Source organism: Acinetobacter sp. YH12052 (assembly GCF_013419835.1).
Taxonomy (GTDB): domain Bacteria; phylum Pseudomonadota; class Gammaproteobacteria; order Pseudomonadales; family Moraxellaceae; genus Acinetobacter; species Acinetobacter amyesii.
On the sequence record NZ_VOZI01000004.1, the window covers coordinates 119,694 to 142,950 of the forward strand.

Here is a 23,257-nt window from a genome sequence, read left to right on the forward strand (position 1 = left end):
GAATAAAAAATTATAATTCAATGGGATTGGAGTCAACATGGAACAAATAAACGAAGAAATAAAAGAAGAAATCTTAGAACAACTTTTTCATAAAGCCTTACATGAACCCGCGTATCGACCCGAATTTTTAGCTCAGTTATTGGCAGCCAATGTGTATTGTGTGGGAACAACAGGGGGACGTGATTCACGTATTGCCGAAGATTTGATCTTGGATGAAGGCGACCGTATTCAATTGAAATCATGGGAAGATGAAACATATGATTGCGTCATTCCATTTTTTACGTCCTTGGAAAAAATGCGTTTAGCAATATCTGAAGAGGAGTCGTATATCCGGCTACCAACCAAGGCATTATTTGAAATGACTTTAGGAGCAAGGCTTGTATTGAATCCACAATCACCTGATGCGACGAAGGACTTTGTACCAGAAGAAATTCAACATTTGCTGAACGGGCAGTATATTCAGCCCTCAGAAAACTATGAAGTTACGGAAGATACGGAAGTTTTAATTGGTCAGCCGGCGGAATATCCGCAGTTTATGATTGATCAATTAAGCATTTTTTTCGGCACAGAGCGTGTGGTAAAAGCTGCCTATTTAGCGCAAATGCTGAATCAAGCTCGAGATGATTCACCGACTTTGTTGATCGGATTAGATTTAGAAGCAGGATTATCTGAACAACAAATTCAAGAATTGCACAGTAAAATTGGTCGTATCACACAGGATAGTTTAAAAGAGCAATGCCCAGTGGATTTAATCCATGTCAATCCACACAGTGCGGATGGTGTAGAAGGGTATTTGCTTAATGAAACGCAAGCTTTTTACCAACGTGTTGATGGTAAGCCTAAGGGGTTCTTTGCTAGACTCTTTTCATAAAACAGATATGTAAGATCGCTTTAGAGAACGTACCGCAACGCTAAGGCACATGTTGAAATGGGAGAAGACAGATGACGATGGATCAGAGTCAACTACTGACTATGTGGTTGAAGGAACGTGAAATTCAAAATCAGTCTAAACATACCTTGCAAGCATATGAGCGCGATGTCAGTGATTTTCTCCAATTTTGTACAATACGCAACTTGCCACTGCATGATGTCGAAAAGTCAGATCTGCGTGAATTTGTTGCTCATAAAGTGGAACAGTTTCAGCTCAGTCCAAGTAGTTTGCAGCGCATGTTATCTTCGATACGCCAATTTATGAAATGGGCAGAACAAGGGGATTATCTCAGTTTTAATCCCGCAGATGATTTTCAGCTCAAACGCCAATCACGTCCTTTACCTGGATTGGTTGATATTGAAACCATTAAACAAATCATGGAACAGCCTGAGCCAGAAAGTGAAACTCAACGGCAACTTTGGATACGTGATAAAGCGATTTTGGAGCTGCTGTATTCAAGTGGCTTACGTTTGGCTGAAGTGCAGGGCTTAACCATTCGAGATATCGATTTTAATCGACAACTGTTACGTATTACGGGTAAAGGGAATAAAACGCGCATTGTACCTTTCGGTTCTAAAGCCAAAGAGGCTGTGATGCATTGGTTGCAATTATATCCTGCATGGCATGGTGATTTTGTCCCAGAAGCCCAAGTTTTTATCACCCAAAAAGGTAATCCACTCGGGGTAAGGCAAATTGAAAATCGAGTTAAATTTCAAGCTCAACGTGCAGGTGTAAATGTCGATTTACATCCACACTTATTGCGTCATTGCTTCGCTAGCCATATGTTGTCCAATAGTGGTGACTTGCGTGCTGTACAAGAAATGTTGGGGCATAGTAATTTAACCACCACGCAAATTTATACCCATGTGGATTTTGATCGATTGGCACAAGTTTATGATCAAGCCCATCCACGGGCGCAGCATAAAGATTCGTAACAATTGCAAATACGACTTTGGCTCGTGGTGGTCTAAATATTGCTTAAATTTATAGGCTAGATTTCACATTTTGCATCCTAAAGTGGTCTGCTTCATGAAAGTTAAATAAGGATGTGAAAAAATATTGGTAAAATTGACCGACATTTTGAACTATTGTCGCATTATAAAAATTCAAATTATCGGGTATAAAAATTGTCCATTATTGAATTGACGTAAGTGCCGAAGTGAAATTCGCTATTTACTAAATTGCTGTACCGTTAAAAAAATATATAGGCCATACCATGATTTCAGATATTCAAGAAAAATATGACCAGTTAAATGGTCAGCAAAAAGAAATTTTTGCAGGATACGGCTTACGCCAAATCAAGCACTTCGTTGAAATTGGTTTGCCTGAAATAGAAGCTGTATTACCTGAAGGTGCGCAGCTACAAGGGATTAATGCCGATGGAAAAGTTCAGGCGTTTAATGCGGCGACGGGCCAATACTTTATTTGGATTTCGGATAAACAATGGCAGCTTACCAATAAAGCAACTGCTAAATTTGACAGTAAAGAAGATGCCCTCACCATTTGGCGTATTTTTGATTTGGCAAAGTATGAACTTATTGACCTAAGCCACATCCATCGTGACTTTTTGGAAAATCAGCCAGCCTAAACCATTGGTCAAATAAACAACTCAAGGGCTATCTTCATTGGTTTTGGATGTTTAGCCCTTATATCACTCGCTCCATGACATGTTGTGATGCTTGTGAGCAGAGCGTTAGAGTGTTAATCTTCTTTGCATAGCTTAGTTGCTTAAACAAAAATTTCTAAATGCCAATCCGTTTCGCTGCTCAGTAATTCAACTCATTCAGTCTTGATAGTGTGAGCCTAAAAATCAATGGTTTTCCTACTTGAGCAATTGAGCTCAAAGACCTCCTAGATATTTCCTATTCAATTGCCGCAAATCATTATTTTTCTTTGCTTATAATATAATGAAATACCGCATAGCTAAGTATTTGCATTCGAGGTTGGGAAGGTAATCCGTCACTACATTGGCAAGCTTGTAGTATCAGCCTCGTCGTTTCTGATGCTTGAGTTGTTCCTTGGCAGACCAATTTCTGTTTATAAATCTTCTAACGGTAACTGGAAGCTTTGTTTGATGATTTGGCTTGGTAAATCAGTCTTTACACTGGTGATGCCATTTTTCTTGGTTAAGTGAGTAGACTGAAATTTACGGTAACTTTCTAGGTCAGGAACTACAACTTTGAGCATTGCATCGCACTCACCCAAAATAATGTAGCACTCCATGACTTGAGGAAGTTCTTTCATCGCTTCGATAAAAGTATCGATGGTTTCAGCATCTTGCCCAGTCAACCAAATACGAGAGAATAAAATCAATTGAAAGCCAATCTTTTGTGGATCGACCACGGTGGTGTAATTCTGAATCACACCTGCTTCTTCGAGTAATTTGACCCGACGTAAACAAGAAGAAGGCGAGAGTCCAATTTCCTTGGCTAAGTCATTATTTTGCATGCGGCCATTATTTTGAAGTGCGCGAATGATATTTTTATCAATACGATCTAGTTTAACTAGAATTGACTTAGAAGATGTCTTCATAAAATAGAATATAATTCTAAAAATAATATCTATTATAGAATATTTGATATCCTATTTTAAAGCGATTCAAACATACTAATTTCACTTTCAGGACATAGAAAGGGAAAATTGAAATGTCTGTATTTGCTTTGTTTGCCTTAACGGTAATTCCCCTTATTTTCACACCAGGACCCGATATGCTTTTTATCCTGTCACAAGTGATGGGTAAGGATGCAAAAGCAGGCATGATGGCAACAGTGGGGGTATGCTCAGGTTACTTAGTTCACTCGATTTTGGTGGCATTGGGTATTGCTGCGATTATCGTGTCATTTCCACTACTCTTTGAAATAATCCGCTGGTTGGGGATTGCTTATCTTTTATATTTGGCAACGCATTTGCTACGTTCAGTATTTAGCAGTAAAAAATTAAGTATTGAGAAAAAGTCAGCGTCCAACCCGATTAAAAAAGGCTTTTTTACGGCTTTACTGAACCCGAAAGGAATGTTGATATATTTTGCAATTTTGCCGCAATTTATCGATAAATCAGCGAATACCGTGAGTCAAGGTTTGATTTTGTCCTTCATTTTTATTGGGCTGATTTTTGTGGTGTATTGTAGTTTAAGTGTGGTCTTTGCACGTATTACACAAAAAACTGAAATTGATGAACGCAAACAAAAGTGGGTTGATGGTACATCAGGCGGTTTATTGGCTCTTGCTGCGACATGGTTAATTGCCAATTAAAAACAGCAAATGTAAATAGAAATAATTGCCTTAACTAAAACCTTCGTGAAGGCGGAGGTTTTTTTATATGTGGTGAATATCGACACATATTAAGAATAAGAAAGAGAGAAAAACCCACCAATTAGCTTCGGAAAAGTGAAATTAGCGCTAAATTCATTATGCTTCTATCTTAAATGACAAGTTTAGATATGTTGCCGAATGTGTAGAGGGAAAGCTCTATTTCAGAAAGATTGATCGAAAATTGATATTAAATCAGATCTTTTGATGAGCTAAATCAAGTAAAAAAATAATAAAAATCAATGCTTAAAAAATAACTGAATAATGCGTTTTTTTGGATAACTGAACCATTCTCTAAAAAATGTGAACGATAAGTTCAAGGAAATTACGCTTTTTTACAGGTCTTTCGATAATTGTGACTTGACCGAAATGCCGTACACATTGCAAGATAGGGCACCTAAAAAATTTAAAGTGAAGAGTTAATATAACTTTTCTCAACATTTACATTTGCTAAAACAGCCGAGGATTACATGAAGGCTCTTGTTGCTGTAAAACGTGTGGTTGATGCCAACGTTAAAGTTCGCGTTAAGCCGGACAACAGTGGTGTTGACTTAACGAACGTTAAAATGTCAATTAACCCATTCTGTGAAATCGCAGTGGAAGAAGCGGTTCGTTTAAAAGAAAAAGGAACTGTTTCAGAAATCGTTGTTGTTTCTATTGGTCCTAAAGAAGCTCAAGAACAAATCCGTTCTTCTATGGCGCTTGGTGCAGACCGAGGTATCCTTGTTGAAGCTGACGACAGCCAGTTAGGTGCACTTGAAGTTGCAAAAATCCTAAAAGGTGTTGTAGACGCTGAACAACCTCAATTGATCCTTCTTGGTAAACAAGCAATTGATGACGACTCTAACCAAGTTGGTCAGATGCTTGGCGCGCTTTTAGGTACTGGCCAAGGTACTTTCGCTTCAGAAGTTAAAGTTGAAGGCGACAAAGTACAAGTGACTCGTGAAATCGACGGTGGTTTACAAACTGTTGAACTTGCACTTCCTGCAATTATCACCACTGACTTGCGTTTGAATGAGCCACGTTATGCTGCTCTTCCAAACATTATGAAAGCGCGTAAAAAGCCGCTTGATACTAAGTCACCTGCTGATTATGGCGTTTCACCTGCAACTAAGCTTAAAACTGTTAAAGTTGAAGCTCCTGCAGAACGTAAAGCGGGCGTACAAGTGAAGTCTGTAGACGAGCTTGTAGATAAATTGAAAAACGAAGCGAAAGTGATCTAATACAGAAGGATAAAAATCATGAGTATTTTAGTTATCGCTGAGCACGACAACAAAGCACTAAATGGTGCAACTCTTAACGTTGTTGCTGCAGCGCAAAAAATCGGTGGTGATATCACTGTATTAGTAGCTGGTTCAGGCGCTCAAGCAGTTGCTGACCAAGCGGCTAAAGTAGCTGGTGTAAGCAAAGTATTGCTTGCTGACGACGCTGCTTATGCAAACCAATTGGCTGAAAACGTTGCTAAATTAGTTGCTTCTATCGGTGCGGGTTACACTCACATCCTTGCTGCTTCAACAACAACAGGTAAAAACGTACTTCCACGTGCTGCTGCGCTACTTGACGTAAGCATGATCACTGACATCATTGCTGTTGAAGGTCCTAAAACTTTCAAACGTCCAATCTATGCAGGCAACGCGATTGCAACTGTAGAGTCTGGCGAGTCTGTTGTAGTTGCGACTGTTCGTGGTACTGCATTTGATGCTGTTGCAAGCGAAGGCGGCTCTGCTGCAGTTGAAGCTGTTGCATCTACTGGTGATGCTGGTATTTCTAAGTTCGTTTCTGAAGAAATCGTGAAATCTGAACGTCCAGAATTAACTGCTGCGCGTATAGTTGTTTCAGGCGGTCGTGGTGTTGGTTCAGGTGAAAACTATCACACTGTACTTGATCCATTAGCGGACAAGCTTGGTGCTGCGCAAGGCGCATCTCGTGCAGCAGTTGATGCTGGTTTCGTACCAAACGATATGCAAGTGGGTCAAACAGGTAAAATCGTTGCTCCTGACTTGTACATCGCTGTAGGTATCTCTGGTGCGATTCAGCACTTGGCAGGTATGAAAGAATCTAAAGTGATCGTTGCGATCAACAAAGACGAAGAAGCGCCAATTAACTCAGTAGCTGATTACTGGTTAGTAGGTGACTTGAACACTGTAGTTCCAGAATTAGTATCTAAAATCTAATTTCTGAACACAGTTCAAGGCGCTCCTAAGCTTATGGCTTAGGAGCGTTTTTTTATGCGGAATGAATAGTCTGGTAGATCTTCTTGATCATGCTTAATCGATTAATTATACGTAAATGTACATATATAAATTGCAGTTAGATGTTTCATGCTTATGAGGGTAGGGATTCTTAGTTTAGTAGTTTAACATTCATGTGATGTTTCTTATTATTGGTATTAGACACTACTGTAGTGTAAGCTATTTGTATGTTAAAACTTAAATGGTAAGTAAGCAGGCGCAATCGCTTGGTAATGGGATGGAAATTAATAAATTATAAAAAATACAAAGATTTAAAATAAAATAATAAAAATTTATCTTTCAAGTTTGAATCTTAAACTTAAAGCAAGCTTAAAGGATTGTATATTTTGTGTTAACATTGCTTTTTTATTGAACTTGCCCTTTAGGCGGAGTCTCCCTTTGAAATTTGATTTTCAGTTACCAGTCAGTGTATTGGTGCTGATGATCTGCTGTTTACTTTTTCCTGTTTTACAAAGTATCTCTTTTCCTTTATTTGATGGAATGACTGTTACAGCAGTTGAATCGGTCCAAGCATTGTTATTGCTGTTTTTTGCGATTTTTACTTTTTTCTATATTCGACCACTTGAAATGCAAGATGGAAAGAAACAATTTTGGTTGTGGGCTGTCGCATGGTGGTTGTTGCTATTTGGTCGTAGTATTAGTTGGGGGCGTGACTATTTTCCTGATGTGCCTAAACCTTATTTTCGTTTAATTTCGGTATTCATGATTGCACCTGTCGTCTTTATGCTGTTTTCGCCTTATTTACGCCAAGAAATCGCACGTAACTTAAAAACCTTGGCTTTACCAATTTGGCCATTGGGCTTGGTGATATTGGGCTTATTTATTTCTGATGCAGTTGAGCATAGTCGAAGTCTCAGTTTTTTATTTTTGTACGATTTGGCTTATAAAGATTTCATCGAAGAAGTTTATGAATTTCCGCTTATTTTAGGTTTGTTTCTAACAGCACACCCATGGATGCAGCAGGATCATGTACCTCAAGAATTAGAGGTCATGCAATATCATAAAGAGTGATTTTTATCACATTTATGCGTCTAAATTTGAAGCTTCAAAAAGAATTTTTTTGAACAATAAACAACCTCTATTCGTAGAGGTTTTTTTCATAGCAAATAAAATCAAAATGCTTAAAATAAATACAAAAAATCATGGTTCTAGTGCAAGATGATTGGCACAAAAATCAGGGTTTTTATGCTATACTGTCCGACTTGATTTTTGATATTGGTTCAGTGTTTTTTGAACTAATTTTTACAGATTTACGATATATAAATGCGGGCAGAATTCTGCTTGTATAACAAGGAGTATGCATGAGCGTATCGGAAATTAGACCGATTGCCATTGAGGATGAACTGAAGAGCTCATATCTCGATTATGCAATGAGCGTGATTGTGTCACGTGCGTTGCCAGATGTCCGAGATGGTCTCAAACCTGTTCACCGTCGTGTGCTTTTTGCAATGCACGAATTGGGCAATGACTACAACAAAGCTTACAAAAAGTCTGCCCGTGTAGTCGGTGACGTCATCGGTAAATATCACCCACATGGTGACTTAGCTGTATACGAAACCATTGTTCGTATGGCTCAAGATTTCAGTTTACGCTATCAATTGGTTGATGGTCAGGGTAACTTCGGTTCTGTCGATGGTGACAGTGCAGCAGCAATGCGTTATACCGAAGTTCGTATGCGTAAATTAACCCACGAACTTTTAGCGGATCTTGAGAAAGATACCGTAGAGTGGGAAGACAACTACGACGGTTCTGAACGTATTCCACAAGTCATGCCAACACGTGTGCCTAACTTGTTGATTAACGGTGTAGCTGGTATTGCTGTAGGTATGGCAACCAATATGGCTCCGCATAACATGACAGAAGTCATTAATGCATGTCTTGCTTATGCCAACGATCCGCACATCAGCATTGAAGGGTTAATGGAACATATTTCTGGTCCAGACTTCCCTACAGGCGGTATCATTTACGGTAAATCAGGCATTGTCGATGCGTACCGTACTGGTAAAGGCCGTTTGCACATCCGTGGTAAATATCACATTGAAGAAGACCAAAAATCGGGCCGTAGCACGATTGTCTTCACTGAAATTCCTTATCAAGTTAACAAAGCAAAAACCATTGAACGTATTGCTGAGTTGGTCAAAGAGAAAAAACTTGAAGGTATTTCTGAACTTCGTGATGAATCAGATAAAGAAGGGATGCGTATTGCAATTGACTTGAAGCGTGGTGAAAACGCTGAAGTGATTGTAAATAACCTATTCCAAAATACCCAATTAGAAAATTCATTCAGCATTAACATGGTCTGCCTCGATAATGGTCAGCCTAAGTTAATGAACTTGAAGGATATTATTGCAGCGTTTATCCGTCACCGTCAGGAAGTGGTTACACGCCGTACCATGTTCGAACTGCGTAAAGCACGTGAACGTGGACATATCTTAGAAGGTTTGACGGTTGCACTCGCAAATATCGATGCGATCATTGAAACCATCAAAACATCTGCAAACCCAAGCGAAGCGCGCGAACGTTTACAAGCGGGCGAGTGGGCAGGCGGTGGTGTTGTTGCCTTGCTTGAAAAAGCAGGCGCGGTATCTGTCCGTCCAGATGAAATTGAAGGCGAAGATCCAGCACGTCCATTTGGTTTAACAGGTGATATTTATCGTCTGTCTCCAACCCAAGTAGGTGCGATCTTAGAACTTCGTTTACATCGCTTAACCGGTCTAGAACAAGACAAGTTACAAGCTGAATATACAGAAATTCTTGGTCAAATTGCTGAATACACGGCAATTTTGAACGATTTCAACTTATTGATGAACGTAATTAAAGAAGAATTGGCTTTAATCCTTCAACAATATGGCGATGCACGTCGTACCGATATCGTGGAATCACGTATCGACTTCTCTCGTGAAGATTTAATCCCTGAAGAGCAAATGGTACTGACTGTTTCTAAATCAGGTTATGCAAAAACTCAACCATTGTCAGACTACGCTGCACAGCGTCGTGGTGGACGTGGTAAGTCTGCAACTTCAATGAAAGAAGACGATTACATCCAGCATTTGATCGTGACTTCAAACCACGCAACAGTGCTTTGCTTTACCAATGTAGGTAAAGTTTATCGTCTGAAAGTGTATGAAGTGCCTCAAGCATCTCGTGGTGCGAAAGGTCGTCCGATGGTGAACTTATTGCCATTAGATGAAAACGAAACCATCACCGCTATTTTACCAGTGGTCGATGCGCCGAAGAAATTTAAAGAACGTTTGGCTGACTTTAAAGTATTTGTAAAAGCCAATAGTGCACAGTTACAAACCAATGAAGTGATTAATAGTCATTTTACGGGCTTAGAAGCTGCACTTGCTGAGACTGAAGATGGTGCAGATGATTTATCTGACGCACTTCGTATTCAGTTGAAACAATTGGGTCTAGAGTTATCTACGACTGATCTTGATGATGAAATCATCAATGACTTTGCACAGCAAGCAGAAGCCGTTCGTAAAAACTTCTATGTATTTATGGCAACAGAATACGGTACGATTAAACGTGTTGAGTTAGAACAATTCTCGAATGTTCGTTCTAACGGTCTACGTGCAATTGAGCTCAATGGTGATGACACCTTAATCGGTGTTGCCATTACCGACGGCGAACAACAAATCATGTTGTTCTCAAACGAAGGTAAAGCCATTCGTTTTGCAGAAACTGACGTGCGTTCAATGGGTCGTTCTGCCAAAGGTGTTCGTGGTATGCGCGTGACCATTGGTGCAGCAGCTCAAGCTGAAGACGCTGAGGATGCGGATGTAGAGTCTGATGATGAAGATACCTCTGATTCAGCTCTCATTAGCCGTATAGTGTCATTGGTGGTTGTTCCGGAAACTGGTGAAGTACTTTGTGCTTCAGCTAATGGTTATGGTAAACGTACACCAGTAGATGACTTCCCAACCAAGAAACGTGGCGGTAAAGGTGTTATTGCAATTAAAACATCTGAACGTAACGGTGAGCTTGTTGGTGCTGTAGCGATTGATGCGTCTAAAGAGCTAATGTTAATTTCAGATGGTGGTACGTTGGTTCGTACACGTGCGTCTGAAGTGGCACAAACAGGTCGTAATGCTCAAGGTGTTCGTTTGATCCGTTTAGGTGAAAGCGAAATCTTAGTCGGTGTTGTGGCGATCGAAGCAGTTGAAGAAGACGAAACTTTTGAAGAAGTGGAAGCAATCGAAACTGAGCAGCTTGTCGATGACTCAACGATTATTGATCAAAATGACAATGAATCAGGTCTCAATGAGCCTGAAGAAGACTAATTGAAGATTGAGAAAAGAGGGCGCTACGGCGTCCTTTTTTATAGACAGATAATTTTAGATTGATGAGTACAATATGAAATTAAAATATTTTGCAATGGCTTCACTTATTGGGCTGGGCGGCTGTGACCAAATAGGTCAAAAAGCCTTAAATGCAATACCAGACCCAAGTGCTGAACAGACTGAAGTTGCCCAAGCTGCCTATGATCAATTACGTGAAGGCAATTTTGAAAAGCTGTACACCTACTTTGAACCAGAACTCAAAGCGAAGTTTGAACAGAATGAAAAAGAGCTGCGTAAATTTGCACGAGGTATTCCGAAACAAGATTACTCACGCAAAAATATTGTGGCTAAGCACATTGAAAAATCGACTGAAAAGCCGTCTTTATATACGGTCACTTATGAGTACGGTTATACCAATAAAAACCTTGTACAGTATGATGTAAGTTTTGATAAACCCGCAGGAAGTAACAAAATTCGAGATTTTAATATTTCAGTATTTGGTGAAAAAAATAAATAAAGTTTGGTAAAAATAAAACAAAGCTGTAAAAAAGGACGCCGAAGCGTCCTTTTTTATGGCATAAAATTAAGCGGCATCTTTTAGATTAGAGGCATAATTTTTTTGTTTTTCAGTATCAAATTGGCCTTCCCATTTACTGATCACCAGTACCGCAAGCGCGTTACCAATCACATTCAGTACAGTACGTGCCATATCTAAAATACGGTCAATACCTGCAATGAATGCCAGACCTTCGAGAGGAATACCGACACTGCCGAGAGTCGCCAGCAAGACCACGAAAGAAACGCCAGGTACACCTGCAATCCCTTTAGAGGTAATCATCAAGGTCAGTACTAGAATCACTTGTTGGGTGATTGTCAGATCAATCCCGTAAAGCTGAGCAATAAAGATAGCTGCAATACTTTGATATAGGGTCGAACCATCGAGGTTAAATGAATAGCCAATTGGAATAACGAAACTGGTAATCGGTTTCGGAGCACCGTAAGCTTCCATTTTTTCCATAATACGGGGGAGGACAGTTTCAGAACTTGCAGTTGAATACGCGAGAATCAATTCATCTTTTAAGATCTTGATAATGGCCCAAACACTGAAGCCACAGAACTTGGCAACGGCACCTAATACTATAAAAATAAAGAAGAATATTGCACCATAAACTAAAACTGCGAGCTTAAGCAGTGGCACAAGAGAGCTGAAGCCGAAATTCGCAACAGTCGCTGCAATCAAGCCGAATACACCAATAGGTGCAAACATCATGATCATGTGCGTAACTTTAAACATCGTTTCAGAAACAGCGGTCAACACTTTAATTAAAGGTTGTTTTACTTCCTGATCAAGCGCACCTAAACCTACACCAAACATCACAGAGAAAAAGATGATTGGGAGCATTTGACCACTCGTCAAAGCTGCAAAAAAGTTAGATGGAATAAGTGAAAGTATTGTTTGAATCAAACCATGAGAATGTTCACTGACTTCATGTGTTGTTTCTTGATACTTTGAAATATCGACTTGCGTCAATGCAGACATATCAATGCCGGCACCAGGTTGGAATACGTTGGCTGCAACTAAACCGACTAAAATAGCAACGGTGGTAATGATTTCAAAATAAATAATCGTTTTGAAACCTAGTTTACCTAAGTTACTACCGTGACTTGTATTGGCAATACCTAAAATAAGCATCGACACAACAAGCGGAATAACGATCATCTTAATGAGGTTAATAAAAATTGAGCCCAAAGGAGTCAAAAAGTTATTAACTAAAGCATCACGATATTCAGGAGAATAGTGTAGGAAAGCACCAACAAGTATACCTAGAATGAGAGCAATCACGATTTGCCAGGCAAGGCTCACCTTAATCTTTTTCATACATCAGCTCTTATGTCAGATTTGGGAGAAAAAAGCCCACAGTCATCCACGAACAAATGTTGCAGACAGACTGAATCCGCCATGACAAAAAGTTCTGAATAATTTGGGAGATAAATACGATAATATTTTGCAGTTTATATGAGAATACAGCCAACGATTTTGATCAAAACTAAACTGTTTGATCGATAAATTATCATTTTTAGTTGTATAAGCGATTTGATTGTTAAGTTTAATTTATAGAACGAATAAAATTGAGTTATTAATTAACACTTCACAAAATCTCTGATTTGCCTAGAAAGATCGAAAAACTAATTGTGAGCCTGTATTTTTCATTTTTATATAGAAGTTTGCTTTATACTTGTGAGGCAGATAAATCAGTGAAAATTCTATAAATCACACAGATTATCCGAAATAAATTTTAACTTTATATATTTTAATAATAACCAGAGGGCTTGTACGGTGTTGAAAAAATTAGTCGTCATCATCGCTTTAATCTTACCTATAACGGCTTGTGAAAAAATTGGCGATTTCTTGATTGCAAAATTCGAATCAAGCCTACCAAGTGAGACAAGCTCACAGCGTACTAAGTCAGAAAAATTATTCGCAGCACTACACCAACCCCATCAAGACAGCTTTTTGGCATTGGTTGAAGAAAATGTTCGTGATGCGATGCTAGCAGATCCAGAGCTGTTTTCACGTATGAAAAAGCTGATTCCTGCAGGTCAACCTAGCGCTGAAGCGCAAGTGATTCAGCGAATGGCAAATACTCGGCTGGGAGAAGGTAAGACCACAACAATTGTGTATAAATATGATTATCCGCAAAAAGAACTGTATATGAGTGTGGTCTTTGCAGGTCATGATGGGGACGATAAAGTGAAAGGATTCTGGCTTGAAAACGCTGCAGAAAAAGAATCAGATGATTTGGTTACTGAGATCACTTCAGATGCAGATGATTTTGATATTCAAGTGGATGAGGCATCGACTGTGACGCCAACAGCATACAGTTAATTGGCGACAGAAAGCATTAAAATTTCAGACATGCTAAGAAGCAAAGCGTTCGAGTCTATGATGAATAGGTTTGAACACATTTCGCTTGAGACCAGACATGTCTTACAGCACAAACAGTTTTATCTTTTGGCAAACTTTAAACGCCAGACAGCAAGACATAAAAAAATCAGTCCAATACTTGTGAGGTAAAGCAGTTTAGGTATGAGGATTACTGTAGGCACACCCATCTGATTGAGTTGAAGGAACATTTGAATGCCTTGGGTCGAAGGTAATGCTTGAGCGAGTATTTGCATCCATTTAGGCATAGCTGCATGTGGCCATGCCGTTCCCGAAAGTAGAAATAGCGGAATAGAACTAAAAACGATGACATGTCCTGCACGTTCTGGCAGGTCAAGAAAGGTGGCTAGATAGAGCGTCATCGCAATAATACAACTGAGGAAAATGGGTACAGCAATGAACATGCCACAAAAATTTCCACCCCGTGGATAATCGTTCAGCCAAAAGGTAAAACCAAATAAATAGAAGCACCCTAAAGTCCCGATAGTCAAAATACACAAGAAAATGCCAGCTAATTGTGAATAGCTTGGACGCCATGTGGTGTTTTGTCGATAGGTCGCAATCAGCATGCACAGACCCAATAAAATCGTCTGATGAATAATTAAGGGAGCAACCGCTGGGAAAATATAGCTGCCATAGCCTGAAAGTGGATTAAATAATGGAATCTTATGAATCGACAAAGCGGGGCTAAAATCAGATATGTTCTGGAATTTTTCTGCATATTCGACGAGGGCATTTTCCATAGAACTGGCTAAACCTAAGCCAATTTTTTGAGTCTTTAGAAAGTTTGCAGCACTGAGATATAAACCAATTCCACCGGTTTCACCACGGCGAATGCTATTTGAAAGATTACTCGGCAACAGTAAAATCCCGTCAGCTTGCTGACTTCTGAGCATATTTTCAGCCTCAGCAAAATTACCAGTCACAGCTTGAATTTCTACATTGGGACTATTGGCTACAGCACCAATAATCGTATTGGTGAGTATGCTTTGTTCCTCATCCACCACAATGATAGGGAGCGATTCTGCGTGTTCCGCTTGATAGGCAATGGGATAAAAAAAACTGTAAAGAAAAACAGAAAGCACTAAGGTGGTAAAAATCGAACTGTGCTTCACAATATCTTTAAATGTTTGAATATAGTGTCTGAGCAAAGCTGTTATAAATAACGCGATTTTATTCATATGATTTGTTCCTTCAGTACTTTACGTAAAAAGAAGCTGGCGAGAACAAAATAGAACAGACAGTAAATGATCAGGGTGACAAGCGGTGTGATTGAAATGGAGATTGGGCTACCAATGACCCATTGTTCTGTTTGTAATTTGGCATAAGGCGTATAGGGAATAATATTGGCCCAGAATTTTGTAAACATCGGCGCGTTATTCAGCGGCAATGTTACCCCTGCAAAACTCAGTGATGAGCCACCATATACCGCAATAAAACCAAAAGATTTGGTGAGATCACGTGTCGCCAAAACTACAGTAGAACTGATAAAGGCATAGGCTGTATAAAAAAACAATTGCCCGAGCAAAATGAGCAATAATGAACCCTGAACAAACCACCCTCGAAACACGATTAGCCAGAACATCCACGCCCATGTCCAAGCGGTAAAAATGAAAACATAACTGAGATTTTTAGCGATTAAAGCTTGAAAGACAGAAGTCGGTTTCACCCATTGATTTACAGTGCCATATTTGATTTCTTGACCGACCGAAAATGCGACGCAGCAACACAGTAATAAATGCAGAATCGCAGGAATCATGTACGGCTCTAAATAGAACTCATAATTTAAACCTGGATTATATAAGGGCGAAATTTTGACATTGGGTGTCGGTGCATCGAGGTAGGGAATAGTATTTTCTAAATACTGATGACCACTAAAATCGGCCATGGCTTGCAATGTACTTAGCAGCATGGCTGATGAAATACTATTGCCGACACTAAAATAGCTTTGGTTATAGGCAATGCTGATTTCTGCATCTTTTGCTTGAACCAGTCGTTGCTCTGCACCAGCAGGAATATGAATATAGCCCCAAATTTGAGTCTGATTTAAAAGCTTTTCAGCATCATCCATACTGGGTGTAATGGTGGCTACTTTTAAGGTATGGTTGAGCTGCGCAAAATGAGTAATGTTACGGCTTAAACTGCTGTGATCTTGGTCTATGATCGCAATGGGTAAATGATCTGGTTTGCCTTGAGCAAACATATTGGTAAAGAGCAAAATCACAAGGGCAGGGGCAAGTGTGACCATACACAAGTCCCATTTATGCTGCATCAAATAGCGAAACTCACGCAGAATGCCCCTAAACATTATTTACGCTCTTCAATTTTAAACAAAACGCTCATACCCACTTTTAAGTCAGCAATCGGCTGAGCGGGTTTCAGTTGGACTTTAAAACTACGAATGTCATAGCCGCCTGTTTGTCGCGTGGTTTTAATCGTTGCAAATTCACCTTCGGCTTCGATGTGATCAATTTTAAAATCGGCAGATTTGTTCAGTGCCGGTATAAATCCTTGCATGGTCTTGAGTTGATACACTTGAGCATACTGGTCTTCACGGACATTTAAGCTAATCCATAAGCTATCATCTTGAATCAGGCTTACAACGGGCACACCCATCGCAACTAATTCTGAAACTTTGCCATAGGTTTTTGAAATGGTGCCATTAGAGGGTGCAAACAATTTGGTTTCCGCCTCAAGTGCATTGGCTTCAGCTAACGCGGCTTGCGCAATCTTGACTTGGGCATCTGCCGAGCTTTGTTGTTGCGGTGTACTGCCACGTTTTGCACGCGCATATTGTTGATAAGACGCTTCTGTCATTTGCGCAGCAGACACTGCGGCAGCTTGCATTTCATCACGGCGTTGTCGTGAAATGACACCTTCTTTATAGAGGTTTTGACCACGTTGGTAGGTGGTTTGCGCCAATTGTTGCTGTGCTTTTAGACTTTGCCAATTGGCATATAAACTATCAATATTTTCTTGTTGAGAGCCACGTTCAGCTGTGGATTGCAGTGCTTGCGCAGATTGAAGTGCAGCTAAAGCCTGTTGTTTCTTTGCATCGACTTCGGGGCTGGTTAAACGAACCAGTGCTTGACCTGCTTGTACTTTTTCACCGTCATGCACATATATTTCTTCAATACGACTAGGTACTTTGGTACTAATGTGGATGGTTTCAGCCTCAACTCGACCTTGTAATTCAACCTGCTTGGGCTGATAACTTTTCCATAAGCCAAATGCAATCAATGCCAAAAGCAGAACTAAGACAATGCCAATCCCGAACTTGATCAAAGCAGATTTATTGCGACTTTGCACTGAGCTTTTTTTCGTCTCTGCATCAGTATTGGTATTCACTTTCTTTGGAGTATCCTCAGCAGTATTTGCTGTAGACGAAACGTTTGAACTCGAGACATTGGATTGGGATGTTTCAGCATTCGCAGAGGCATCTTCTTGGTGATCAGTTGGTTCCTGATTCATATTGTTTCCCCTCGGCTAAACTTAGCGAATATAGTCGGTGTGTGATTGATTGATATAGCTTTGGAACTGGTCAATGCTCCCGTGACTTTGTAGCAGTGTTGCGAGTGACATCACGTATTTATAGGCATTAAGTGCCATTTCACTTTGTAGCCCGTTCAATGCATTTTGTGCATCAATGACTTGTGTGGCCGTACCCATATCTTCTTTAAATGAAAGCTGTTGAATTCTTAAATTTTCTTGAGCAGCTTTTAGGTTTTGCTGCAACAACAGGTGACTTTGTTGAGCGCTGGTGACTTCATTAAATGAGCTATAAATCAGGCTTTCAATTTCTTGTTTGGTACGCTCAGTCATTAACTCAGATGCATAGCGTTGAAGTTCAGCAGCTTGTACGGATTTGTTTTTATCAATACCTGAAAATAAGTTGTAGCGAGCGGCAACACCAACGATCCAGTTTTGTTTATCGTCGAGACTATATTCACCAAAGGCAAAGACGTTGGGTTTTTTTGCTGCGCTTTGGGCTTTCACATTAGCACCAGCCAATTGACTGTCCAATTGCATTTTACGCACCAAACTAGACTGATCCTGATAACTTTTTAGTAAGGCGGTTATATTTTGATTGTGTTGCTGATTGATAAATAATGGCGTTGTAAGATCAGTAATTTGGCTGCTTTGCATTAAGTTGTTTAACTTAAATAAGCTAGAGCGGAGATTCGCTTCAGTATTTTGAAAAGTTCTGAGAGCATTATTCTTCGCCACTTCAAATTGCATACGCTGGCCTTTGCTAATAAAACCCTGTTGTTCCATTTTGAGCGCATTGGCATAGTGTTGTTGCATCGCATTTAAATTGAAGCGGCTGCTTTCGACTAATTTTTTTTGTAATTGAGCATTGAAGTAGGCTTGGATTAATTCAAAACGTTGCACATCTTGTTGTTGTTCACTGCTTATCGCGCTGCGTTTGGCTTGGATATTGGCAATTTCCTTGGCGCTAGACGTTAACCCACCGGTATACAGCGGCATCATTACGGAAACGGTAGGGCGGATCACTTGATCATCTAAGACCACTTGGGAAGAATCTGGAATTAATCCGACACCATCACGGATTGGCTGTTGCAGACTGTCTTTTAATGGGTCTGCCAAATCACTCGGTAAGCTTTCATCAATTTTATTATTAATGCCATTACTCAGCGTTTGTTCTAAGTTGTTTTTTAAGGCGCCGAGAGGAATATCGAGTTCATTATGAAAGGCATAGGCACGGACGTTTAAATCCACACGAGGTAAACCAAGGCCTTTAATGGCCTGAGCTTGAAGTTCGGCAGATTGTTGTAGCGCTTGGTTGGCCTGAGTACTATACGAACTAGTGAGTAGACTTTGTTCTGCTTGGCTATAACTGATACTTTGCGCAAGTACCGTGGGGCTAAAAAAAACACTCAAACAACCAAGGCCAAGCAGCAATCCTGAACGAAATGTATGTTTAATTTTTATAGAATAATCTGTTCGAGGTAGAGGCATAAAAACACACTCACAGCTAGGATGGGTTCATTATAGTCATTGTGATGAAGTTGGGTAAATTCACTAAGTTGTTGTATTGTTTCATATGCATATGTAAATAAATTTTATCTTTGTAGCGCACGTCATTTTCGCACATCAAGACCTTAAATTAGCATCAATTCAAGGGATAAAAAATATCAGTAAATCTAATAATTTGAATTAATAAGAATTAATTTTGATCTTTATTGAAAATTTGACTTCAAATGTCAGACAGCATTGGAATATTTTCAGCTTTAACTACTGCAAGCACGCGTCAGATATGGTTAAATGCCATCATTTTATTGTGTTTCACTTTGAAAGGAAAACTCATGCGCGCGTACAACTTCTGTGCTGGTCCTGCTGCATTACCCACTGCCGTTTTAGAAAAAGCTCAAGCTGAAATGCTTGACTGGCAAGGCAAAGGCCTTTCGATCATGGAAATGAGCCACCGTAGTAAAGACTATGTCGCTGTGGCAGAGAAAGCAGAAGCTGATCTTCGTAAGCTGATGAATATTCCAGACAACTATAAAGTGTTATTCCTTCAAGGTGGCGCATCACTTCAATTCTCTGCGATCCCATTAAACCTATTGGGTAAAAACAGCAAAGCAGACTATATCCACACTGGTATTTGGTCTGAAAAAGCGTTGAAAGAAGCACAGCGTTATGGCGACATTAATGTTGTTGAAGCGGGTACCACCATTGACGGTAAACTTGCGATTACTGATCAAAGCACCTGGAACTTATCTGATGATGCGGCTTATGTGCATTATGCAGATAATGAAACTATTGGTGGTCTTCAGTTTGCCAACATTCCTGAAACGGACAAACCATTGGTTGCCGATTTTTCATCGAGCATTTTATCTGCACCATTAGACGTATCTAAGTTCGGTTTAATCTATGCAGGTGCTCAGAAAAATATTGGTCCTGCTGGTTTAACTTTGGTGATTATTCGTGATGATTTATTGGATCAAGCGAAAGCAGATATTCCAAGTATCTTGAAATATTCAGCTCAAGCGAAAAATGGTTCAATGGTGAATACACCTTCAACTTATGCATGGTACTTATCTGGCCTTGTTTTTGAATGGTTACTTGAGCAGGGTGGTGTAGACGCAATTTATAAAGCGAATATGGCAAAAGCTGAATTGCTTTATGGCTATATCGATTCAAGCGATTTCTATGCAAATCCAATTGCAAAAGAATTCCGTTCAATCATGAACGTACCATTTACTTTGGCGAATCCAGAATTGGAAAAACAATTCTTGAAAGAAGCTGAAGAAAACCACTTGCTGAATTTAGCTGGTCACCGTTCAGTGGGTGGTATGCGTGCAAGTATTTATAATGCTGTTCCGCTAGAAGGCGTTCAAGCACTGGTTAACTTTATGGATGACTTTGCAAAACGCAACGCATAATCCTAAAGGCATAAAAAAACCGGCAAATGCCGGTTTTTTTTATTGAATAGATTAAAAAATAAAAGTATGTAACACGTATGCACAAATCAGCATACCTAACATAAAAAATAAGCAGGACATTGGCTCGATTTGATATCGAGATTCCATGTGATGGTCAACTTGCGATAAGTTTTCTTCTTGCACGACTTTCATAGATATTCTTTCCGATCTATTTATCGTTAATTACTATTTCTTAAACGCATTTTTAACATAATTATTTGATTAAATAAAGTACTATCTACCATAAACTTACTAAACTATTTATTTTATTTAAAAATAAGCAACTAAATTGCTAAATTTAGTTTCATAAATTTCCTATCTTATTTATTTATATTAGATTTTTATATTTTATCTTTTGCAGATAGATTTATTTTTTGGCATTATTTTGAATTTAATATTGTGGGTAAGTTATTTTAATTTGAATTTAAAAGTAGAATAAATCGACCAGCTTGTGGATAAAAAATATTCAATTATTTAAATATGCAGTGAATACACATGATTAGTGAGAAATAAAAAAACCACACTGAGGCGGCTTTTTTTATTTCTAAGTTCCTCAAAAGCAGTAGCTTATAACCATGCCTGGGTATCATCTGCAACAGCAGAACCATGAATGACATGCATAATCATCGAATGGGCGATACTTCCTTTGAACGGAATTTCAGGTAATGCATCAAATTTAAAGAAAGCCGCATCACTTATTTCTTCTTCTTGTAATTGAAGTTCACCAGCAGCATATTCTGCTTTAAAGGCGATCATTAAATTACTTGGGAAAGGCCAAGGTTGGCTTGCCAGATATTGAATATTTTTGACCTTCAGCCCAACTTCTTCTTCAGTTTCACGACGAACCGCTTCTTCTAGAGTTTCACCCACTTCAACAAAACCTGCGATCAGTCCATACATAGCACGGACATTTTTTGCATTTTTTGCCAATAAAATTTCATCTTCACCACGGGTAATGACGGTAATGACACAAGGATTGACACGAGGGTATTGGTGATAACCGCAAGCAGGGCAAACCATAGCATATTCTGTGGCGTGGACTTGAGTTGCAGTACCGCAGTGGCTACAAAATTTATGATTACGGCGCCATTCTAAAAGTTGAATAGCACGGCTGGCTTGTTCAAATTGCTGAACATTCCAAAGTTGTAAAAGCTGACGAATAGGGATGAGTTGTAAGCCTTCAGGAATTGGCTCATTTTCAAGTAGATCACGGGCAATCACTCGATCACCCGTGCCAATATTTAAATCACTTGCGAGTTGCTCAACTTCGGGAAGTTGAAAGTTTTCATCGACCAGCAATTGCTGTTGTTTGAAGATATACGCAAGTGATAATTTAGACATTAGGCCGCTGCTGATTTCAGTTTTTCGCTACTGTCCAATGCTACCTTAAACATGCCCTGTAAAACAGGTTGTTTGTTCTTTAAATTGTCAATCAACATATCTGCGCTTGCCAATGAATCTAATGCTTGATTCACTTCATTTGCATCAATCGCTGTTGAAGATTCAACTCGTTTCACAATGAATTGAGCTGTTGAATTCAGCGCATTTTGAGCTGCATCTGCATTGAGGAACAACATTGCACCACCAATTTCACGGAATTGAGTTGCAGTCGCTTCAAGTTGTGTCAAATCTTGGTTTTGTAAATACTGAACCAAAGATTGGCTAGCAGCATCAATTAAAACCTTGGTCTCATTTAACAGGGCAGCGTGTGCTTCATCTAAACGATCGAGTGAAATATTCATATTATTCACACGAAGTTGTAAGCGGCTAGAAGTGTGATGACGCTCAAGCACACCAATCGAGTTCATGGCAGACAAGATATTGTTCATCAACTGCTGGGCAAAGCTTTCATCTTGTAAAATCTCAGCATTACCTAATGACGCAGCTTGACGCGACAGGTCGTTATACGCTTCATTTAAGTTCAAGACTTTGAAAATATTTGCCAATTCGTTTAATTTCGCTTGAAGTTCTTGGGTTTTTTCAGGCGTCATATTTTGATAGTTAAATTCAATATCATTACGAATTTGCGTCATTTCAGTCGTAACCAATTCACCAATGGTATGCATGGTGTCGAAGTCAGGACCATATAAATGACGACTGAAAACTTGCAATTGGGTGTCGGTAAGAAGGTCTTCACCGATATTTAACTTGCCACGAATATGATGAGAAATGTCATCTTCTTGGCTAATGCTTAGACTTAAGACATTGGCTAAATCAGAAATGGATGCTTTAAAGCGCTCAGTTCCTGCAAAATATTGAGCCATATTGCGTTCAATGCTTACCAAGGTGCGTAAACGAGCATCGGTAATTAAGATTTGATCAATTTGATTAAACGCAACAAAAACCAAGTTCCAGTATTGTTTGCTTGGATGTTTGTCTGAAAGACCTGCTAAATACGTACCGACCAATTTAATCGCTTGCAAATCCAGCTCAGTTTCTTCTTGTTTAATCAATTTATTCAACGCCAACTTATACAGACGGTGAACGTATTTTGATTTTTCAAGTGCAGGAGCTTGAGGTAAGTCAAAGTCAGGGGTAATACAATCGAGTAGGGACTCAATGTGTTGGCCTTCCGACGTTAGAGGTTTACCCAAAGACAGTTCTAGACGATTAAGACTGTCCAGCAGGAATTGTGGAATTTTAACTTCACGTAGGCAGATAAATTCGATGTAGCGTTTCAGCATGGTCGTGCCTTCGCTCAGTGCGATGACATCTTGAGTGTTAATTTGCGCAGGATTCCCCATGATCTTGCGCATTAACTCTGCTGAATATTGAGCGATTTTTGCCAAACTTGGCATATCAACTAAAGCTAGTACTTGAGCACATTGTTCAAATTGAATCAGTGCATCATCAATCCCGAAAGGTAAAGTTTGATCTTCAACTAAGGTGCTGACTGCTGATTCGACTAACTTGATTGAGTTATCAACCTCATTTTTTATTATCAGCAAAGCCGTTGGATCAAAATGGATAGAGGTTTGGTAAGACATGTATCTGCACCTTTCCTAGATGTTTTATCTTGTTTATTAACCGCCCCTTAAGGCGGTCCATGTTTATGGTTTTACTATAGCGTATGTAAGAATTGTTTATATA

At 39.4% G+C, this 23,257-nt stretch carries 19 protein-coding genes; 11 read left to right on the top strand and 8 right to left on the bottom strand.

Annotation, left to right across the window (positions count from 1 at the left end):
• Positions 1-37: 37 nt before the first annotated feature.
• The 3 genes from FTU06_RS04215 to FTU06_RS04225 all read left to right on the top strand — a co-directional run bounded on the left by FTU06_RS04215 (position 38) and on the right by FTU06_RS04225 (position 2,519).
• Positions 38-871: an enhanced serine sensitivity protein SseB C-terminal domain-containing protein gene (locus tag FTU06_RS04215; RefSeq protein ID WP_180145117.1), complete on the top strand. Its 834-nt coding sequence runs from the start codon at positions 38-40 to the stop codon at positions 869-871.
• Between the two features lie 71 nt (positions 872-942).
• Positions 943-1,866, top strand: a complete 924-nt coding sequence (locus FTU06_RS04220) for a tyrosine recombinase XerC (protein ID WP_180008330.1) — start codon at positions 943-945, stop codon at positions 1,864-1,866.
• 281 nt (positions 1,867-2,147) lie between these two features.
• Positions 2,148-2,519 (top strand): hypothetical protein, encoded by a 372-nt coding sequence (locus FTU06_RS04225; RefSeq protein ID WP_168378267.1) that lies wholly within the window; start codon positions 2,148-2,150, stop codon positions 2,517-2,519.
• Positions 2,520-2,968: 449 nt separating this feature from the next.
• On the opposite strand, the gene FTU06_RS04230 is transcribed toward FTU06_RS04225, so the two are convergent.
• Positions 2,969-3,463 carry an Lrp/AsnC family transcriptional regulator gene (locus tag FTU06_RS04230; protein ID WP_078190405.1) on the bottom strand — a complete coding sequence of 165 codons (495 nt, stop codon included), beginning with the start codon at positions 3,461-3,463 and terminating at the stop codon, positions 2,969-2,971.
• A gap of 113 nt (positions 3,464-3,576) precedes the next feature.
• Here FTU06_RS04230 and FTU06_RS04235 point away from each other — a divergent pair, with 113 nt between their 5' ends.
• The 6 genes from FTU06_RS04235 to FTU06_RS04260 all read left to right on the top strand — a co-directional run bounded on the left by FTU06_RS04235 (position 3,577) and on the right by FTU06_RS04260 (position 11,294).
• Entirely contained in the window at positions 3,577-4,182 is a 606-nt protein-coding gene (locus FTU06_RS04235) for a LysE family translocator (RefSeq protein ID WP_180034399.1), read from the top strand.
• Between the two features lie 527 nt (positions 4,183-4,709).
• Positions 4,710-5,462, top strand: a complete 753-nt coding sequence (locus tag FTU06_RS04240) for an electron transfer flavoprotein subunit beta/FixA family protein (protein WP_180145122.1) — start codon at positions 4,710-4,712, stop codon at positions 5,460-5,462.
• Between the two features lie 18 nt (positions 5,463-5,480).
• Positions 5,481-6,413, top strand: a complete 933-nt coding sequence (locus FTU06_RS04245) for an FAD-binding protein (RefSeq protein WP_111883923.1) — start codon at positions 5,481-5,483, stop codon at positions 6,411-6,413.
• 456 nt (positions 6,414-6,869) lie between these two features.
• Positions 6,870-7,502, top strand: coding sequence for a hypothetical protein (locus FTU06_RS04250; RefSeq protein WP_180106430.1), 633 nt, complete (start codon positions 6,870-6,872; stop codon positions 7,500-7,502).
• A gap of 290 nt (positions 7,503-7,792) precedes the next feature.
• A complete protein-coding gene (gene gyrA, locus FTU06_RS04255) occupies positions 7,793-10,777 on the top strand; it encodes a DNA gyrase subunit A (protein WP_180145124.1) in 2,985 nt (994 codons plus the stop codon).
• A 73-nt stretch (positions 10,778-10,850) separates the two neighbouring features.
• Complete coding sequence (locus FTU06_RS04260) at positions 10,851-11,294, top strand: DUF3887 domain-containing protein (protein ID WP_078192064.1); 444 nt, start codon at positions 10,851-10,853, stop codon at positions 11,292-11,294.
• A 66-nt stretch (positions 11,295-11,360) separates the two neighbouring features.
• Here the strand turns inward: FTU06_RS04260 and gltP are convergent, their stop codons facing one another.
• Positions 11,361-12,656: a glutamate/aspartate:proton symporter GltP gene (gene gltP, locus FTU06_RS04265; protein ID WP_180023311.1), complete on the bottom strand. Its 1,296-nt coding sequence runs from the start codon at positions 12,654-12,656 to the stop codon at positions 11,361-11,363.
• 459 nt (positions 12,657-13,115) lie between these two features.
• Here gltP and FTU06_RS04270 point away from each other — a divergent pair, with 459 nt between their 5' ends.
• Positions 13,116-13,664, top strand: a complete 549-nt coding sequence (locus FTU06_RS04270; RefSeq protein ID WP_180145127.1) for a hypothetical protein — start codon at positions 13,116-13,118, stop codon at positions 13,662-13,664.
• A 119-nt stretch (positions 13,665-13,783) separates the two neighbouring features.
• On the opposite strand, the gene FTU06_RS04275 is transcribed toward FTU06_RS04270, so the two are convergent.
• From FTU06_RS04275 to FTU06_RS04290, 4 genes are read right to left on the bottom strand one after another with little or no spacing between them, the layout of a single operon-like run.
• Positions 13,784-14,881: an ABC transporter permease gene (locus tag FTU06_RS04275; RefSeq protein ID WP_373684689.1), complete on the bottom strand. Its 1,098-nt coding sequence runs from the start codon at positions 14,879-14,881 to the stop codon at positions 13,784-13,786.
• Between the two features lie 17 nt (positions 14,882-14,898).
• Positions 14,899-16,029: an ABC transporter permease gene (locus FTU06_RS04280; protein WP_180145130.1), complete on the bottom strand. Its 1,131-nt coding sequence runs from the start codon at positions 16,027-16,029 to the stop codon at positions 14,899-14,901.
• Positions 16,029-17,192 (bottom strand): HlyD family secretion protein, encoded by a 1,164-nt coding sequence (locus FTU06_RS04285; protein ID WP_180145133.1) that lies wholly within the window; start codon positions 17,190-17,192, stop codon positions 16,029-16,031. The genes FTU06_RS04280 and FTU06_RS04285 overlap by 1 nt, the downstream gene beginning before the upstream one ends.
• A gap of 21 nt (positions 17,193-17,213) precedes the next feature.
• The gene (locus FTU06_RS04290; protein ID WP_180108783.1) at positions 17,214-18,701 is read right to left on the bottom strand and encodes a TolC family protein; all 1,488 of its coding nucleotides are present in this window, start codon (positions 18,699-18,701) and stop codon (positions 17,214-17,216) included.
• 347 nt (positions 18,702-19,048) lie between these two features.
• Between FTU06_RS04290 and serC the strand changes: the two genes are divergently transcribed.
• The gene (serC, locus tag FTU06_RS04295; protein WP_078192058.1) at positions 19,049-20,128 is read left to right on the top strand and encodes a 3-phosphoserine/phosphohydroxythreonine transaminase; all 1,080 of its coding nucleotides are present in this window, start codon (positions 19,049-19,051) and stop codon (positions 20,126-20,128) included.
• 606 nt (positions 20,129-20,734) lie between these two features.
• Here serC and nudC read toward each other — a convergent pair.
• Together nudC and FTU06_RS04305 are read right to left on the bottom strand one after the other, a co-directional pair.
• A complete protein-coding gene (gene nudC, locus FTU06_RS04300; protein ID WP_168379367.1) occupies positions 20,735-21,508 on the bottom strand; it encodes an NAD(+) diphosphatase in 774 nt (257 codons plus the stop codon).
• On the bottom strand, positions 21,508-23,154 hold the full coding sequence (locus tag FTU06_RS04305) for a chemotaxis protein (protein WP_180145136.1): 1,647 nt from the start codon (positions 23,152-23,154) through the stop codon (positions 21,508-21,510). Before FTU06_RS04305 ends, nudC begins: the two co-directional genes overlap by 1 nt.
• Positions 23,155-23,257 lie beyond the last annotated feature (103 nt).

Excerpts from the sequence above, each read along its gene's own strand:
- FTU06_RS04215 (WP_180145117.1), top strand. The coding sequence starts at position 38 with ATGGAACAAATAAACGAAGAAATAAAAGAAGAAATCTTAGAACAACTT.
- FTU06_RS04220 (WP_180008330.1), top strand. The coding sequence starts at position 943 with ATGACGATGGATCAGAGTCAACTACTGACTATGTGGTTGAAGGAACGT.
- FTU06_RS04225 (WP_168378267.1), top strand. The coding sequence starts at position 2,148 with ATGATTTCAGATATTCAAGAAAAATATGACCAGTTAAATGGTCAGCAA.
- FTU06_RS04230 (WP_078190405.1), bottom strand. The coding sequence starts at position 3,463 with ATGAAGACATCTTCTAAGTCAATTCTAGTTAAACTAGATCGTATTGAT.
- FTU06_RS04235 (WP_180034399.1), top strand. The coding sequence starts at position 3,577 with ATGTCTGTATTTGCTTTGTTTGCCTTAACGGTAATTCCCCTTATTTTC.
- FTU06_RS04240 (WP_180145122.1), top strand. The coding sequence starts at position 4,710 with ATGAAGGCTCTTGTTGCTGTAAAACGTGTGGTTGATGCCAACGTTAAA.
- FTU06_RS04245 (WP_111883923.1), top strand. The coding sequence starts at position 5,481 with ATGAGTATTTTAGTTATCGCTGAGCACGACAACAAAGCACTAAATGGT.
- gyrA (WP_180145124.1), top strand. The coding sequence starts at position 7,793 with ATGAGCGTATCGGAAATTAGACCGATTGCCATTGAGGATGAACTGAAG.
- FTU06_RS04260 (WP_078192064.1), top strand. The coding sequence starts at position 10,851 with ATGAAATTAAAATATTTTGCAATGGCTTCACTTATTGGGCTGGGCGGC.
- gltP (WP_180023311.1), bottom strand. The coding sequence starts at position 12,656 with ATGAAAAAGATTAAGGTGAGCCTTGCCTGGCAAATCGTGATTGCTCTC.
- FTU06_RS04280 (WP_180145130.1), bottom strand. The coding sequence starts at position 16,029 with ATGTTTAGGGGCATTCTGCGTGAGTTTCGCTATTTGATGCAGCATAAA.
- FTU06_RS04285 (WP_180145133.1), bottom strand. The coding sequence starts at position 17,192 with ATGAATCAGGAACCAACTGATCACCAAGAAGATGCCTCTGCGAATGCT.
- FTU06_RS04290 (WP_180108783.1), bottom strand. The coding sequence starts at position 18,701 with ATGCCTCTACCTCGAACAGATTATTCTATAAAAATTAAACATACATTT.
- serC (WP_078192058.1), top strand. The coding sequence starts at position 19,049 with ATGCGCGCGTACAACTTCTGTGCTGGTCCTGCTGCATTACCCACTGCC.
- nudC (WP_168379367.1), bottom strand. The coding sequence starts at position 21,508 with ATGTCTAAATTATCACTTGCGTATATCTTCAAACAACAGCAATTGCTG.
- FTU06_RS04305 (WP_180145136.1), bottom strand. The coding sequence starts at position 23,154 with ATGTCTTACCAAACCTCTATCCATTTTGATCCAACGGCTTTGCTGATA.